Genomic DNA, 12,853 nt, shown 5'->3' on the forward strand with positions numbered 1-12,853 from the left:
TTGGGCGATAGCAGTAATCTAAACCGACGTTAAGATACTTATGGCAATAAAATAACAAATGGTCATTATCATAAAAAGGGCGCCTTATGAGAAAAAATAAAAAAAACGTATGTTTAATTTCAGTTTTACTCATCACATCGTTCTATGGCTATGCAAATCCAACGAATAATGAATGTGGTGTACCTGCATTAGCTAAATGTCCTCAGCCTATTGATAGGACTTATCCAAATGTCAAAGATATGCTGAAATGGGATCAAAATGAAAGGTTACTCGGTTTTCGTAATGACTATCGCGCGTATCCTGGGGATGTTTTTCATGCCGTTAATCCTAAGCCCTTGGAAAGAAAAATCCAACGTTTAGACGATGTGACTTACCAATTGAAAGGGATGACATATAACCTTGAAAATTACATAAAGCGTAATGATGTTACTGCGTTAATGGTTATCAAAAAAGGGAACGTTGTCTTTGAATATTATGGACGAGGTAACACTCCCCAAACATTATGGACGTCGCGCTCTGTTGGTAAATCCGTGGTTTCTACCCTAGTAGGGATTGCGCTACAGGAAGGCCGGATCACGTCATTAGATGATGCTATCGAAAAATATAATCCAAGTGTCAAAGGAACGGCTTGGGAAGGCGTGACTATAAGGCAATTACTGCAACACACCTCAGGGGTTGAATGGGGGGAGAATTATGAAAAAGCAAATTCAGATTTTGCCAAAATGACAGAGTGTGAAGCAAACCCAGAAATTTATGCATGCGTTCAACAATTAGTGCTAGACCCGAAACGGCAACGTTATGCAAAAGCAGGGGATGTGTGGCAATACAACTCAGGGGGAGCATGGTTATTAGGTGATACACTTGAAAAAGCAACAGGGGTATCCATTGCAGATTATCTTGAAAGTAAAATTTGGCAGCCTTTTGGGATGACTCACGATGGGGTATGGCAAAGCTATCAGCTTGGTAAACATAATAGTGGCGCGCATGGTTTTAATGCCACATTAGAGGACTGGGGTAAGTTTGGGCTATTTTTTGCAGAAAATGGTGTATTAGCAGATGGTAAACAGACATTACCAGAAAATTGGTTAAATGAATCGAAATCATGGGTACAAGCGAAAAATTCTGTTAATGAAAGTTACCCTGAAGGTATTTATGGCTTTGAGTGGTGGAATAATAGTGTGCCACAAAACATGCAGAATGTAGAACCCAAAATGGGTTTAGATAGCAATAATACATTATGGGCTTTAGGTATTTTCGGACAAATTATTGTTGTTAATCCTAAAGAGCAGTTAGTGATAGTTCAATGGTCAACATGGCCTGTAGCGCATCCTGCTGATGATGGACAACCACTCGAAGCATCTCTAATGTTTAATGCAATCAATAACCAGTTAAATAAAATATTAAATTAAACATTTAATTTAATATCGAGATTATAACGGCCGTTCGTTACAGCGAGCGGCCGTTATATTTTATCATTTAATAAAGGAAACTTTTTATATTACTATTTTCTCTAAAGCTTAATATTCTCTGCCATTTTATTTTTCTATTGAGTTATTCATAGGAATAAAAATAAGCAGTCGTGAATTAAATAAATTTTCAGCCTATTTTATCTTTAAACTATCCTTCTTAGAATTAGATATTAATGATTATCATGAGTAAATATAATAAAAACATGATGTTATCTTTTTTTAATAAGGTTTTTTGAAGTAAAAAAAGGCGTGGAAACTCTTATGTTTATTGGGTTTGATGTTTGAAAATATAAATTAATTAAATGAGTTCAATGATAGGTGGTTATTGATGCAATGACGGTGGAATAGAAAGACATGAATTTAATGGGTAACGGTAAATTGACGTTTTATTTACTATTTGTTGATTTTTCCGTATTGAAAATCAACGGTGCATCAACCAACTGAATAAATAAATTATCAAAGATAACCTATAAAAAATTTATAAATCTTTAAGTTTGTCCTATTGTGAATTATTCATAAAACATGATTTAGTAGCGGAGCAAGAACATCCTTGTATATATTAATTTGAAGGTGCTTATAATGAAAAGATTTTTAGCAGTAGCAACGCTATTGTCACTTGCTATTTCTGGTTCGGCATTAGCAGCAAATAATACAGTAAAAAGCGGGCAAGCCACTCCAACTGTTAAAGAGCAAAAAAGCAATAAAGTACATGCAGCAGGTAAAACCAAATCACACAATACCGTAGAAAAGAAAACGCCAACCACATCTGATAAGGGTTAATCTTCTTTCTTGTTAGAACCTTTTCAGTATCAGTGCCATGGGAAATAAGCTACCCGTGGCGCTGCATCTCTATGGTATACTGTTTTTTATTTATCAAACTATACCTGTTATGAACTATCAATGTCCTTTATGTTTTAACTTATTAACGCTGCAAAATAACAGTTGGCGATGTGAAAATAATCATCAGTTTGATTGTGCCAAAGAAGGTTACGTTAATTTGTTGCCAGTTCAACACAAACGTTCTAAAGATCCGGGCGATAGTGCAGAAATGATGCAAGCACGTCGAGAGTTTTTGAATGCTGGTCATTATGATGCAATGCGTCAATTGGTTGCAGATAAGCTCAATCACTCTATTTCTGAGAAAAAGAGTACGGTATTAGATATTGGTTGTGGGGAAGGGTATTACACGAATTATTTTATGCAAAGCTTAGCTAAGCAGAGTAAAACTCAATCTGTGTTTGGATTGGATGTGTCAAAAGTGGCTATTCGCTATGCTGCAAAACGTTATCCTTCAGTTCATTTTTGTGTTGCCTCTAGTCATCGTTTACCTTTTGCGTCGCAAAGCATTGATGCCATTGTTCGTATCTATGCACCCTGTAAAGCCGATGAGCTGGCTCGAGTTTTACGGCCAAGCGGTATTCTTATTACCGTGACTCCGGCGCCTGAGCATTTACAAGAATTAAAACAATTGATTTATTCTGAAGTAAAGTTACATCCGCTGAAAGAGGAACAGCTACCTCAATTTAAATTATTGGATGAAAGTCATTTAAACTATGCTATGCCATTGGCGGGAGAGGAAGCATTTGCATTATTGCAAATGACTCCATTTGCTTGGCGTGCTTCTGAAGAAGTCAAACAGGAATTAAAACGTTCTGGGATAAAAAATTATACTGCGGATTTTATGGTTCGAGTTTATCAATTGATCGATTAACGGATATTCAATATTTCCCCCACAAAGTGTATGTGGGGGAGATAAAATTAAGCGCTATACATAAATAGTTCGAGATGTTCAAACAAGATATTGAAGCCGATAGCCATTAAAACAAGACCACCAATAATTTCTGCTTTTTTCCCGAGTAATGGCCCGACATAGCGACCAATCATCATACCTATAGTGGCCATTATCATGGTCATTAAGCCAATCGTCATTGCGGTATGAACAATATCCACTTGTAAGAATGCGAGCCCAAGGCCGATAGCCATTGCGTCAAGGCTGGTGGCAATGGCGGAGAGTACTAAACTCATTGAGCTATTACGGGATGGCTGAGTACAGCAATCTTCTTCATTTTTCGCTTTAATACCTTGCCAAATCATGCGCGATCCTAATAAGAACAGCAGGGCAAATGCGATCCAATGATCCCAGCGAATAACATATTGGCTGGCTAAAATACCGATTGCCCAACCAATGATGGGGGTTAGGGCTTCAATAAAGCCAAAGATAAAACCAGTGCGGAGGATCTCTTTAAAGCGGGGTTTATGCAGGACCGCACCTTTGCAGATAGCGACAGCAAATGCATCCATAGAAAGTGCAAGTGCTAAAATTAGGGTAGCGTAAAAACTCATAATATTAACCTCGGTTGGCGCATCCATATACACATGAATTACCCCCAACCAAAAGGCTTATTCATGTGTCTATGGTCTTGCCAACCAAGATGGCGTCCGTACCACGTTTAAACAACAAACGAGTATGTTGACACGGACATTCTGGATATATTTCCAGAATAGGCTACTCCCCAATGACTTGGAATGAAAGATATCATAAATTAATTTAAAGGCAACACTTAATTTTGTGTGCCTATTAAATGGTATTGAGAATAATTTTCATTTGCGAGAATGGGAGAGTTGAGGTTAACTTAATTTTTAATTAACCTCAATCTTAATGTGAATATATATAACTATTATTTATGATTAATAAGAAATTCATATATTCTTTGTAAATCATCAAGTTGTGATACTTTGATGTAAATTTTTCGATGCTCTAAACCAACAATCAAAATACCGTCTTCTGATAAATTCATTGTTTTTATTCTGTCATACAATATAAATGTATTCGCAAAATAAAAACCATTTTGTTTAAAAAATAATTTTGGTGTTCGAATAAAAGCCAAATAGACTGACATTAAAATGGTAGCCATTAGCAAGTATGTGGTTAATATACTGCCATGTCGTGAAATATTAGTATAAATAACAATACAGATTAATACGATGAATATAATAGCATCAGCTCTATGTTTCCGCTTTAGATTAATTTTTAGTAGAGTTTTCCCTTTACGTATATGTTGAATAAATTCATCGTAAATCGCATACAGTAGCATCAGTAAAATAATAATGGCCAGTATGAAATCATTTAAGGTCATGTTGAGTGCCTTTGGCTAAGTTAACATTCTAGAGAGCTTAAAAGTAAAAATGGGAGGCTGCAACCTCCCATTTCAATTAATGACAGTAAATTATGGTGCTAAGAACTTCAACCAAGCACCCAAAATACCTAATCCGAAGAAGCCAATGATAATCCACAATGGATTAACTTTGCGGCGAAGTAGCCACATACAGGCAAAGGTGAGTAATAATGGCACTAAACCGGGCATCAAGTCATTCAAAATATCTTGAATCGTTTTGATTTCCATGATTTTTGTTTCAGGATTCTCAATACTCGATACCACGACAGGGATATTCACATTTGTCCATTTATTCACGAGTGCCCCCATGACAAATAGACCTAATATCGATGCTCCCTCAGTCAGTTTTTGTAAGAAGCCGCCACCGATATCTTGAACAATATCAACCCCTTTTTTATAGCCATAGGATACGCCATAATAGAGCGTGAGTAGGCGAACGAGGTTGAATAGCACGAAGAACAAAATTGGACCCAACAGGCTACCTGTCATCGCGATACCTGCACCCAGAGCAGCAAACACTGGACGAACGGTACCCCAGAAAATCGGGTCACCAACACCCGCTAAAGGCCCCATCAAACCAACTTTGATACCGTTAATCGCACCGTCGTCAATATCAGCACCATTTGCACGTTGTTCTTCCATCGCCATGGTCACGCCTAGAACTGGAGCTGCAACGTAAGGGTGGGTATTAAAGAACTCAAGGTGACGTTTAATCGCTTGTTTACGTTCGTCGTTATTTTCTGGATAGAGGCGACGAATGACAGGCACCATTGAATAACAAAAACCTAAGGCTTGCATACGTTCGAAGTTCCAAGAACCTTGTAATAAGTTAGAACGTATAAAGACACCTCGGATGTCGCTTTGTGTCAGCTTTTTAGCTGTTGGACTTGTTGTATCTACCATGTTGCGATCCTCCTAGTCTAATTCATTATCAAGGTTGTTGTTGCCATTGGCATTATTTTGAGTCACAACAACTTGAGACTTATTATATTTCGGGCTGAGTTGGATATAGAGAATAGCCATAACTGCACCGATAACACCCAGTGCAACTAGGTTGAAATCAGTAAATGCAGCAGTTACAAAGCCCAAGTAGAAGAATGGCATTAGGTAGCCAGCACGCATCATGTTGATGACCATGGCATAACCGACAACCACGATCATACCACCAGCAATGTTTAGACCATCGGTGACAACCTCAGGGATCGCATCCAACATTTGTTTAACTTCAGATGTTCCCACAGAAACTGCAACGATCAGTGCTGGAATTGCGATACGCATCGCTTGAAGTAGTAGTGCCGAAACATGGATCCAGCTAATTGCTGTCAGATTACCATTGTTCGCTGCGCGGTCAGCTGCGTGTTGGAAAGCAACAGTGACTGTACGAACGATAATGGTTAATACTTGCCCAGCTGCGGCCAGTGGAATTGCGATTGCGATACCGGCGCCGATACTTTGCCCACCAGCGATAACCAAGATGGTTGAAATAATTGACGCAAGCGCGGCATCAGGTGCAACAGCAGCACCGATGTTCATCCAGCCTAATGCGATCATTTCGAGTGTACCACCGATGATGATGCCGGTTTTCATGTCTCCCAAAACGATACCGATAAGCGTACAGGCAACGAGTGGGCGATGGAACTGAAATTCATCGAGTATAGAGCCCATACCAGCGATACAAGCAACGATGAAAACCAGTACTATTTGAACAACGGTAAGTTCCATTGTTTAATCTCCTGTAACCAAACATGTTTGGTAAATCTGTTTTCGAGTAATGGTTAAAATTTAAAATTATTAACGGCTTAACTAGGACTAATTTTTTAATTTTTTAATCAAATCCATCATCTGAACTTTACTGTCAGAAGAAACTTTACGGACTTCCAATTCGATGTTTTTCTCATTGAGATAATTGAAAGCGTCAATATCTGTTTGATTGATAGACACGGCATTTGTCACTTGAGTTTTACCTTCATGGAACGCCATGCCACCAATATTGACTGACTTTATATCTACACCTGCTTCAACGAGTCGTTTTACATCTGTTGGGTTAGTGAACAGCAACATGACACGTTCACCCGCGTATTTCGGGTTGTTATAAACACGAATACATTTTGCAACATCAACAACATGGGCTGTAACGCCCGGAGGGGCAACTTGTTTGAGTAATGTTGAACGAACTTGGTCTTTTGCGACCTCATCACTGACAACGATAATACGTTTTACACGTGTTTCTTTTGTCCAGCGAGTTGCGACTTGACCATGAATTAAACGGTCATCAATACGGGCGAGTGCGATCACCATATGTTCGCCAGGCGCTGCGGTGACAACTTGTGCAGGCGCAGGTTGTTGAACAGGCGCTGGTGTTACAGCGGCTTCTGGTTCTTTAAATTTCAGCGCGCGGATCCCACCACGGCCAGTTTCTAAAGCAACGGAGATTAACTCCTCAAAGGAAGGGTTATCATCGCGACACATAAAAGTTTCTACTAACATAGGCACGTTAACACCAGTGACTATTTCATAGTTTTTATGTTCGTTTACGATACGACTCGCCGCGTTAAATGGGCTACCGCCCCATGTATCGACTAGAAAAATCACTCCATTGGAGGTCTCTAAATCAGCTAGTTTTGCTGTGTACTTTTCAAATAGGGTGTCCGCGTTTTCCCCTGGTACAAAGTCAATAAACGAGACATTTTCCTGCTCGCCAATTAACATTTCGGTGGTACGGAGAAGCTGCTCTGCCGCCACACCGTGGGTACCAATCATAATAGCTATACTCACTTGATTTCCCTCTTAACAGATATAGAACGGAATTTGTTTATCAGGTCAAAATTGAATCAGGGTGATGAAACCTCCTAATTAAAGAACGGTATTAATAATATTAGCTGATTAAATTCACTCCACTTAGTACAACGAGTAAACAATTATCATGCTAATTACGATCATTAGAAAAGGTAGCATAACATTTTGTATAAGCGTAAAAACTTGTTTTGCGTCAGAAAATTAAAAACATGCAGGTTATTTCAAATAAAATGCAAGTTTTATCTGTATATATTTGTTTCGTTGAATCAATTATCTAAAAATGATTTTTAAATGGATAATTAAACTGTTATCGGTAACAAAAAAAGAATAGGAAATGTAAGGTTTTTACGCGTGAGATTAAAAAAGTGTCAAAAAATGACACGATTCAGCAGTAGTAAATTCTGAAAGGGAGCCGTTAAAAGATAAAGAATATAAAATCACTTTTCATTAAATCTTTATCACAGAATAAAATGGCTCCATGTGATGAGCAAAGTAGGAGAAATATAGAGCAGAAAAAGATATCTGTGAGGTGAAATAATGCTCAAAGTAACCGTTGCTAAATAAATACCGCGTATACAAAATAAAGTGCTATACGCGGTATCAAATAACCATTTAATGGTAGTGTGAGTGTTTAATCACATTGGACTTTAATGGCTAAACCACCGCGAGAGGTTTCACGGTATTTTGCATTCATGTCTTTTCCTGTTTCATACATTGTCTCGATAACTTTATCGAGAGAGACTCGTGGTTCACTTGTTCGACGCAATGCCATACGCGTTGCGTTGACAGCTTTGACGGAAGCAATCGCATTACGTTCGATACAAGGTACTTGCACTTGGCCAGCAACAGGGTCACAGGTTAAACCTAGGTTATGTTCCATACCAATTTCAGCCGCGACACAAACTTGTTCAGGGCTACCACCAAACAGCTCGGCGAGGCCAGCAGCGGCCATTGAACATGCGACACCGACTTCACCTTGACAGCCAACTTCTGCACCTGAAATGGAAGCATTCATTTTATAAAGAATACCAATAGCGCCAGATGCAAGGAAATAACGGGTATAAAGCTCAGGAGTGACGGGTTCAATACAGTGATTATAATAAGCAAGTACAGCGGGGACGATACCACATGCACCGTTCGTTGGTGCAGTTACGACACGCCCGCCAGCCGCATTTTCCTCATTAACAGCTAAAGCATACATGTTAATGAGGTCCACAACGTTCATTGGGTCATTAGACAGTTTGCTTGATGAAGTTACGAGGCGATTCAGTGCTGGAGCACGACGAGGCACGCGTAGTGGCCCAGGAAGAACGCCTTCAGTATTGAGTCCTCGTTCTATACAAGCCTGCATGGTTTTCCAGACATCGGCAAAATATGCCTCAATTTCTTCTTTAGTATGAAGGTCTAGTTCATTCTTCATCATCAAGCTAGAAATGGATAAGCCTGTCTTTTTGCAATGAAGTAACAGTTCTTCTGCTGATTTAAATGGATAGGATACAGGTTTGCTATCGAGAGTGGATTGACCAAAGTGTTCTTCATCAACGATAAAACCACCGCCGATGGAATAGTAAGTTTTGGTGTAAATTTCATCTTCACCTGAAAACGCATGGATGGTCATGCCGTTTTCGTGTAAAGGGAGGTTATCTGAACGGAAATTCATACCACCTTCACGAGGAAAATCGACGGTGTGAGTACCATTGGCTAGCAGTAATTTTTCCGTTTTTTCAACGTTATCGATAAAGCTTGGAATAGATTCAATATCAACGGTTGCAGGTAAGTTGCCAGCAAGGCCCATAATGATTGCAATATCGGTATGGTGACCTTTTCCAGTGAGCGAAAGAGAGCCATAAACGTCAACCGCAATGCGTGTGACGCTTGGTAATAATTGTTTATTTACCAAATCATCGACAAATTCTTTTCCCGCCTTCATTGGGCCGACGGTATGAGAGCTTGAAGGACCTATGCCCACTTTAAACATGTCGAATACGCTTATCACGCAGGACTCCTTAAAAAAAGTAGATATTTAGTGATTTATTTTAAAGGGCGCTACTTTACTGTTATTTAGTAGTGTTAACCAGTAAGTTTAAATTATTTTTTAAAATAAGGTAGCAACAAAAGGCCTATTGATTAAAAATAGCACAAAATGTCAGCGATTTCGTGATGAAGGCGCTATTTTAGTTGAAGAGCTAACTGATGAATAATGGCGGCAGTCAGTCCCCATACTAAATGGTTATTATGCCAATAGAAAAAGATGCGGTTACTGCTTCCTGCCCGTTTTACATCAACATACTTATGTTGGCTCAATGATAATGCATCAAATAGAGGCACTTCAAAGACAGAAGCAACTTCACTAGGGTTAGGGTGATAGTCAATACCTGGAGGCAATAATCCGACAACGGGGGTGACCTCATAGCCACCAAGGCTTTGTTGGGGGGTGAGCTGCCCGAGTATTTGTACTTTTTCTGGAGGAATGGCTACCTCTTCATACGCTTCCCGTAAAGCAGTGGTGATCAGAGAACCATCTTCAGGATCGCTAGCGCCACCCGGAAAAGCGACTTGACCTGCGTGAGAGCGCAAGAAAGGTGAGCGCTGTGTTAACAGCAAGGTTGGTGTTTTTTTATTAATGATCGGCAGAAGTACAGCAGCAGATTTACTCGCCGTACGTTGCGTTTGGCGAGTAACAGGAAGTGTAAACTGAAAACGGCTAATAAAGTCATTCAGTTTAGTCATTATGCTGCAATTCTCCTAACAAGGGTAATATAAGCCGTAATTTATCAAACGTTTCCTGATATTCTTTATCTGCTTGGCTGTCAGCAACGATTCCGCCACCGGCCCAGCAGTAAATACGTTTCTTATCAGTTAACAAAGTACGAATCGTTATATTAGTATCCATTTTACCACAAAAGCTAATATAGCCAATTGCACCACAATACCCATGCCGACGATGAGGTTCAAGCTCTTCTATAATTTGCATGGCACGAATTTTAGGTGCGCCAGTTATTGAACCACCAGGAAAACTGGCACGAAGCAAATCTGTTGCAGTATAAGGTGCAGCAAGAGTTGCAGTGATGGTGCTAACGAGGTGATGAACGGCTGGAAAAGCTTCAACAACGAATAATTCCGGCACTTTCACGGAGCCCGGCACAGCAACGCGACCAATATCATTTCTAAGTAAATCGACAATCATCAGATTTTCAGCGCGATCTTTAGGCGAATTAGCTAACTTTTCAGCTTGAATGAGATCCTCTTGTTTATCTTCTAATCGTGGAAGTGTACCTTTAATTGGTCGAGTTTGAATTTCCCCATCCTGCAAAAGAATAAAACGTTCAGGTGAAATGCTTATCACCGCATTATCAGGTAGGCGTATAAAGGAGGAAAAAGGCGCTCGGTTTGATTGAGTGAGTGATAAAAAAGCATCCCATTCATTGCCTTTATAGGTGGCATCAAAACGCTGTGCTAGGTTGATTTGATAACAATCACCATTGCGCAGGTATTCATGTATTTGTTGTATTTTTTGCTGATATTGCTCTTGTGTCATGTTTGAATGCCATGCGCTAGTGAGCGTAAATTGCGTTTTGCGTGGTGCTTTTTGCTTTTTTAGCCAATTAAGACGTTCATGTACATCGGAGTAACTCAATAATGTGACCGTTTTTTCTTGATTATCGACAATCAAAGCCCATTCATATATACCGACGGCCATATCGGGAAAGTGCAGGTCAACATGGGCTATTTGTGGCATTTTTTCAATACGTCGACCGAGATCGTAGCTCCAAATACCTAAAGCCCCTCCTGTAAAAGGGAGCGAATCGTCACGAGCGTGTTTAGGTGTGAATTGTTCAATGGATTGTTGGAGTAATTTAAACGGGTCGTCACTCGAAACTTCGACAGTTTGTAAGTGGGTTTTGGTCGTTTTATCCCCCTCGGTGATGAGCGTTGCAATAGGATCAGCAACGATAATATCGTATCGATTATGTGGATGATCCGCATTGCCTGAATGCAGGAGCATGGACCAAGGTTGATGAGCTAGTGGAGCAAAGTAATCAATAGCTGCATCAGGATGATAAGGAAGTTGTATTTTATTGATAACCATTTGTCTATACTAATCTAAAAATCCACAAAAAGAATTACTGTCCAGATTAGCATATATCTTATCTTAAACAGCTAACAGCTGTTAAAATTAGGCTAAAATTTTTTATTTTCACCTAAATCACTTAATGATTAACCAGTAAGAAGAGAGGTAAAAATGTTTTCAGGCATGCCTGCACTCAATCATCAAGAACAACAGGAAGCTGTTGAACGCATTCATCAATTAATGGCAGATGGAATGAGCAGTGGGGAAGCGATCGCACTGGTCGCACAAGAAATTCGTGAGAAGCATAAAGATAAAGAGCAGATTCATGCTCGGTTTGAAGAATAAAATAAATATGAGTAAAACAAACTATTAACATTTATGCTAAAATCTGATACATATTAGTTAAGTCATACCATTTCTGGCAGTTTATAAATATTTCGACTATTTTAGTTAGATGAGATAAATGTCGTAAAAAATTAACTATGGTCACTGAACTAATTTGTTACCTAACATTTTATAGGGATCGGAGGAAGCATGAAGGCTGGAAAAAAAATCGGTTTTGCTTTAGGTAGCTGTGCATTGTTGTTCAGTTCAATTGCATTCAGCGCTAATCAAGAAGAAGGCAAAGCAGCCCCCTTTATTAGCTGTGAAAAATTAGCAGAGCCTCAAATCGCTGCACAAGTTAAAAATGATTTTATGAACAATCGTCTACCTCGTTGGGGAGATGAAAAGGCATTGGTGGGTAAAAAAGCAGTTGCTTGGGTGAATAATCAAGAAGTGACTAAAACGGCGACAGGTTATCAAGTGCCGTTAACGGTAAGAGGATCTAAACAGGATTTACATTATAACGTGGTAGTTGATTGTGAAAAATCCACGATCACTTATAACTCTACAAAATAATCCTCAATATATTATTTAAGTATTGATAGGAAAGGGAGGCATTTAGCTTCCCTTTTTTATGACGCTTGATAACGTCTAACGATTTTTAGGCTCGTATGGAAGACGAGAAAAATGTTGTGAGAGTTGACGATAGTGGATCAACCTTTCCCTAAAATAGTTTCGAAGATGTTCAGGTTGTTCTTGTTCAACGGCTTCTGCAATGACGGCGATATTATAACGCTCTTTAAAGGCAACTCCGGAAGCTTGAAGATCTACGTTGATTTTATCCATTTCGTCTTTAGGTAATAATGCAAGATTATAGCTCATATCCACTCTCAATCACTTCATTGTAGAGAGGATAGTGTAGCAATTTATGGATAAAAATCACTAGATTCATGATGTTTGAAGAGATATAAATAATTTAATACTTTTTATAAAAAAGAGAATTTTGCATATAAAAC

14 protein-coding genes and 1 riboswitch are annotated in these 12,853 nt (G+C 39.1%); of the genes, 5 read left to right on the plus strand and 9 right to left on the minus strand.

The window, feature by feature from the left end:
- Positions 1 to 86 precede the first annotated feature (86 nt).
- From M1F03_RS09480 to rlmA, 3 genes are all read left to right on the plus strand, one after another.
- Complete coding sequence (locus M1F03_RS09480) at positions 87 to 1,409, plus strand: serine hydrolase (RefSeq protein WP_318839915.1); 1,323 nt, start codon at positions 87 to 89, stop codon at positions 1,407 to 1,409.
- Positions 1,410 to 2,048: 639 nt separating this feature from the next.
- Positions 2,049 to 2,249, plus strand: coding sequence for a hypothetical protein (locus M1F03_RS09485; protein ID WP_154623323.1), 201 nt, complete (start codon positions 2,049 to 2,051; stop codon positions 2,247 to 2,249).
- Between the two features lie 109 nt (positions 2,250 to 2,358).
- Positions 2,359 to 3,180, plus strand: coding sequence for a 23S rRNA (guanine(745)-N(1))-methyltransferase (gene rlmA, locus M1F03_RS09490; RefSeq protein WP_250000498.1), 822 nt, complete (start codon positions 2,359 to 2,361; stop codon positions 3,178 to 3,180).
- A 47-nt stretch (positions 3,181 to 3,227) separates the two neighbouring features.
- Here the strand turns inward: rlmA and mntP are convergent, their stop codons facing one another.
- The 8 genes from mntP to pabB form a co-directional block, all read right to left on the minus strand.
- Complete coding sequence (mntP, locus tag M1F03_RS09495) at positions 3,228 to 3,812, minus strand: manganese efflux pump MntP (RefSeq protein ID WP_154623324.1); 585 nt, start codon at positions 3,810 to 3,812, stop codon at positions 3,228 to 3,230.
- A 7-nt stretch (positions 3,813 to 3,819) separates the two neighbouring features.
- Positions 3,820 to 3,996: riboswitch (yybP-ykoY riboswitch) on the minus strand.
- A gap of 151 nt (positions 3,997 to 4,147) precedes the next feature.
- Positions 4,148 to 4,606 (minus strand): DUF986 family protein, encoded by a 459-nt coding sequence (locus M1F03_RS09500; protein WP_154635697.1) that lies wholly within the window; start codon positions 4,604 to 4,606, stop codon positions 4,148 to 4,150.
- Positions 4,607 to 4,696: 90 nt separating this feature from the next.
- Positions 4,697 to 5,548, minus strand: coding sequence for a PTS mannose transporter subunit IID (locus M1F03_RS09505; protein ID WP_154622924.1), 852 nt, complete (start codon positions 5,546 to 5,548; stop codon positions 4,697 to 4,699).
- A gap of 12 nt (positions 5,549 to 5,560) precedes the next feature.
- Entirely contained in the window at positions 5,561 to 6,367 is an 807-nt protein-coding gene (locus M1F03_RS09510; protein ID WP_154622923.1) for a PTS mannose/fructose/sorbose transporter subunit IIC, read from the minus strand.
- An 87-nt stretch (positions 6,368 to 6,454) separates the two neighbouring features.
- A complete protein-coding gene (gene manX / locus M1F03_RS09515) occupies positions 6,455 to 7,420 on the minus strand; it encodes a PTS mannose transporter subunit IIAB (RefSeq protein ID WP_247048028.1) in 966 nt (321 codons plus the stop codon).
- Between the two features lie 652 nt (positions 7,421 to 8,072).
- Entirely contained in the window at positions 8,073 to 9,437 is a 1,365-nt protein-coding gene (locus M1F03_RS09520; protein ID WP_163861497.1) for an L-serine ammonia-lyase, read from the minus strand.
- A 173-nt stretch (positions 9,438 to 9,610) separates the two neighbouring features.
- A complete protein-coding gene (locus M1F03_RS09525) occupies positions 9,611 to 10,171 on the minus strand; it encodes a CoA pyrophosphatase (RefSeq protein WP_154622922.1) in 561 nt (186 codons plus the stop codon).
- Positions 10,164 to 11,531 (minus strand): aminodeoxychorismate synthase component 1, encoded by a 1,368-nt coding sequence (gene pabB, locus M1F03_RS09530; protein ID WP_154622921.1) that lies wholly within the window; start codon positions 11,529 to 11,531, stop codon positions 10,164 to 10,166. The genes M1F03_RS09525 and pabB overlap by 8 nt, the downstream gene beginning before the upstream one ends.
- A 153-nt stretch (positions 11,532 to 11,684) precedes the next feature.
- Between pabB and M1F03_RS09535 the strand changes: the two genes are divergently transcribed.
- Complete coding sequence (locus M1F03_RS09535) at positions 11,685 to 11,858, plus strand: YoaH family protein (RefSeq protein ID WP_154622920.1); 174 nt, start codon at positions 11,685 to 11,687, stop codon at positions 11,856 to 11,858.
- Positions 11,859 to 12,047: 189 nt separating this feature from the next.
- Positions 12,048 to 12,413, plus strand: coding sequence for a protein YebF (gene yebF, locus M1F03_RS09540; protein WP_154622919.1), 366 nt, complete (start codon positions 12,048 to 12,050; stop codon positions 12,411 to 12,413).
- Positions 12,414 to 12,488: 75 nt separating this feature from the next.
- Here yebF and M1F03_RS09545 read toward each other — a convergent pair whose 3' ends face one another.
- Positions 12,489 to 12,719, minus strand: a complete 231-nt coding sequence (locus tag M1F03_RS09545) for a DNA polymerase III subunit theta (RefSeq protein WP_154622918.1) — start codon at positions 12,717 to 12,719, stop codon at positions 12,489 to 12,491.
- Between the last annotated feature and the right edge of the window lie 134 nt (positions 12,720 to 12,853).

It is taken from the genome of Providencia sp. PROV080, from assembly GCF_033688105.1.
In the GTDB taxonomy this organism is placed as follows: Bacteria; Pseudomonadota; Gammaproteobacteria; order Enterobacterales; family Enterobacteriaceae; genus Providencia; species Providencia zhejiangensis.